Origin of the sequence: Mycobacterium sp. (genome assembly GCF_052144515.1) — a bacterium.
Taxonomy (GTDB): Bacteria; Actinomycetota; Actinomycetes; order Mycobacteriales; family Mycobacteriaceae; genus Mycobacterium.
Map to the genome: position 1 here is coordinate 1 of NZ_JBKQQD010000253.1, position 3,341 is coordinate 3,341.

The following is a 3,341-nucleotide window of genomic DNA, read 5'->3' on the forward strand; positions in this document are numbered from 1 at the left end:
CTGCAGTTCGATTCGTTCCGGGTCGATGGGCGGCCGTTTCATCCGCAGCATCCGATCCCCGTGCTCTCGTCCATGTTGGGCAATTCGTATTCGGGCAAGTTCGCCGGGAAGTTGCTCTGGGTCCACCACACTCACGACGCGTCGCTGTGGCCGCCGCAGGGCCTCATCTACGGGGGTGCCGTCCGTGATGTCCAGGGCGATGCGGGTGTCGCCGAGCGGTTCCGGCTGCGGTGGAGCGAGAACGCCGAGCACGTGCCGCTGATGTTGGTTTCGCCGAGCCTCGGCCGCGCCGCCAACACGTTTCTGATCGACTACCTGCCGATCATCGAACAGTCTCTGGCGGACCTGGTGGACTGGGTCGAGAACGGCGTCGAGCCGGCCGGCACGGCCTATGAGTACCGGGACGGCAGGGTCATGTTGCCGGCAACGGCGGACGAGCGCGGCGGCATCCAGCCTGTGGTGCGGGCTACGGCCAACGGTGGGGTACGGGCCGACGTCGCCGTTGGTGAGCCCGTGGCGCTCGAGGTGCATGCCCAGGTGCCACCCAACGCCGGTGCCGTCGTCAGCGTGGACTGGGACTTCGACGGGTCGGGCAGCTTCCCTTTCCGCCATGACGAAATCGACGGCACCGCCACCGAGATCACGCGCTCGACGACGCACAGCTACGACCGGCCCGGGACCTTCTTCGCCACCGCTCTGGTCCACTCCCACCGCAACGGCGACCTGGGAGCGACGTCCCGCCGCATCCCGAATCTGGCCCAGGTCCGCATCGTCGTCTCGTAGACAGGCAGAGCCATGCAGCAGCTTAGGGGTCTGGATGCCCTATTCACCTATGGCGAGGCGTCGGGGTGGCCATTCCACGGTGGGCCTCTCTCCCTCTTCGACCCGTCGACCTCGCCCGAGGGATTCGATGTTGATCGGGTGCGGGAGCTGTTCCGTCAGCGGCTGCCGCTGGTTGCCGCGTTCCGGCACCGCATGGTGCGGTTGCCGGGCGGCCTCGCTCCGCCGGTGTGGGTGGAGGACCGCGAGGTCGACGTCGCCGACCACATCCATGGCGTGCGGCTGCCGGCGCCGGGCACTCCCCGCCAGCTCGGCGAGCTGGTCGCCGACATCTACATGCGGCCCCTCGACCACGACCGGCCGTTGTGGGACAAATGGGTGATCGAGGGCTTGGAAAGCGGGCTCGTCGCAGTGTTGGACCGGGTCAGCCACTCTGCGATGGACGGCACGCGGTTCGTGGAGATGTTCGACGCCACCTACGACACCGACCCGGCCGCACCCCTCGCCCGGCCCGGCACGCCGCCGATCACCCTGGAGCATGCCCCCGGAATCGTCGAGCGCCTCGGCCTGACCGCTCGCCACCTCGCCGTGCAACCGCTGCATGTCGCGAGGACCGCGGCCCATATTGCCCAGGCCGGTCGTTGCCTCGTCGACGCCGGCAAGCGAGGTGAGCTCGACGGACTCAGGCTGCCTTGGGCCGCGCCCCGCGCCGCGTTCAACGGCGACCTCACCAACCGGCGGGCGTTCGCCTTCTGCACGCTGCCGCTGCCCGCTGTCACGGAGATCGCCCATCGTGAGCATGTCACCGTGACCGAGGTCGCGCTGGCGCTGACGGGAAGCGTCCTGCGCACCTACCTGCAGCAGCGAGGCGAACTGCCAGAGGCATCGTTGCTGACGACCTTCCCGTCAGCTCTGGCGAGCATGCAGGAGGGCGCGAAAACGGTCGGCGGGAACGCGCTCGCGATCGCGATCGCCACGCTCGGGACCGACATCGCCGACCCCCTCGAGCGGCTCCACAAGGTGGCCGAGTCGACCAGGGCCGGGAAGGCCCTGCTGCGCGCTGTGAGGCCCGAGCTCGAAATGGAGGTCTTCGACCTGATCCCGCCGGCCCTCGTGGGCGGCGTGGCGGCCGCCCACGGCAAGCGCGGTCTGACGATCCGCCGACGCTCGAAGACATTCGCCAACCTAGACACCAGCGGCATGCGCCTCGGGGGGCCGCTGTACATGGCGGGCGCCCGCCTGGTCGCGTCCTACGGCGTCGGGCCGAATGCGTGTGCAGCGCCGGTATTCGTCGTCGTCGGCTACATGGACTCGCTCGACTTCGGGTTCACTGTGTGCCCCGACCTCATACCAGATCCGTGGTGGTTTGCCGACGCCTACCCGAAAGCGCTCGCCGAGCTGGGACCGTCCACGCCCATCTAGGCGGCATCGCCGCCGTCGGCCATCTCGCCCCCACCCGGATAGCCATGGTCCGCGTGTGAGCGCCACAGCGCTACCCGCCGGGCCTCGCGCTCGCTTCGCACAGGAACCGGGTCGATGGATTACGGCGTCCACAGCATATGGAGGCCGACATCCGGCCCTTGCCTCGCACTAGTTATATAGATAAACTTTTATCTAAATAATTTCCGGGCTCGATTGCTAGCCTCGATTTTTCGCGCGGCCTGGCTGAGCCGGGCGGAGCAATTAGTGGTGGGGAGAGCACCGATGGAGGCGGTTGCTGAGACGCGATGACCGGTGACATGGCTTTGCTTGAGGAACTGCCGGTCTCGCAGCGATGACTACACAACAAGAACCCGCATTGTATGGTGAGCGCAAAGATGATGGCGTCAACGCCATCCAGGACTGGACCGTCGGGTACGTCAAACGTCACCCGCTCGCCTCGCTCACGACGGTCGGTGAACAGTTCGTCCTCGGCGTGCGCACCGTTCAGTACTTCTTCGTCGACCTCGTCACCGGCCGATTCCAATGGCAAGAGTTCGTCCGACAGGGCGCCTTCATGGCGGGAACCGCCGTGCTGCCGACAATTCTGGTTTCACTGCCGATCAGCGTCACCTTGTCGATTCAGTTCGCGTTGCTGGCCGGTCAGGTCGGCGCCACCTCACTTGCCGGCGCGGCCAGCGGACTCGCGGTCATTCGTCAGGGCGCTTCGCTGGTGGCCGCCGTTCTCATGGCGTCGGCCGTCGGCTCTGCCATCACCGCCGACCTGGGTTCGCGCACCATGCGCGAAGAGACCGACGCCATGGAGGTGATGGGCGTATCGGTGATCCGCCGTTTGGTGGTACCGCGCTTTGCCGCTGCGATCATGATCGGCGTCGCGCTCACCGGAGTCGTGTGCTTCGTCGGATTTTTTGCGAGCTACATGTTCAACGTGTACTTCCAGAACGGTGCGCCGGGCAGCTTCATCGCGACGTTCGCGTCGTTCACGACGACCGACGACATGATTCTGGCGCTGCTGAAGGCCATCATGTTCGGCGCCATCGTCGCCGTCGTGTCAAGCCAGAAAGGCCTGTCCACCGAAGGTGGGCCGACGGGCGTCGCGAACTCGGTGAACGCGGCGGTCG

Annotated in this window: 2 protein-coding genes and 1 pseudogene; all 3 read left to right on the plus strand. The window is 66.8% G+C overall.

Annotation, left to right across the window (positions count from 1 at the left end):
• Positions 1-783 (plus strand): annotated as a pseudogene (locus ACLP9N_RS17115) (hypothetical protein); the annotation flags it as partial.
• A gap of 12 nt (positions 784-795) precedes the next feature.
• Entirely contained in the window at positions 796-2,202 is a 1,407-nt protein-coding gene (locus ACLP9N_RS17120) for a wax ester/triacylglycerol synthase family O-acyltransferase (RefSeq protein ID WP_442408538.1), read from the plus strand.
• Positions 2,203-2,554: 352 nt separating this feature from the next.
• A partial coding sequence (locus ACLP9N_RS17125; RefSeq protein ID WP_442408539.1) for an MlaE family ABC transporter permease occupies positions 2,555-3,341 on the plus strand: 787 nt, incomplete at its 3' end.

Bases quoted from the DNA above. Each gene is read 5' to 3' on its own strand.
- ACLP9N_RS17120 (WP_442408538.1), top strand. From the start codon at position 796: ATGCAGCAGCTTAGGGGTCTGGATGCCCTATTCACCTATGGCGAGGCG.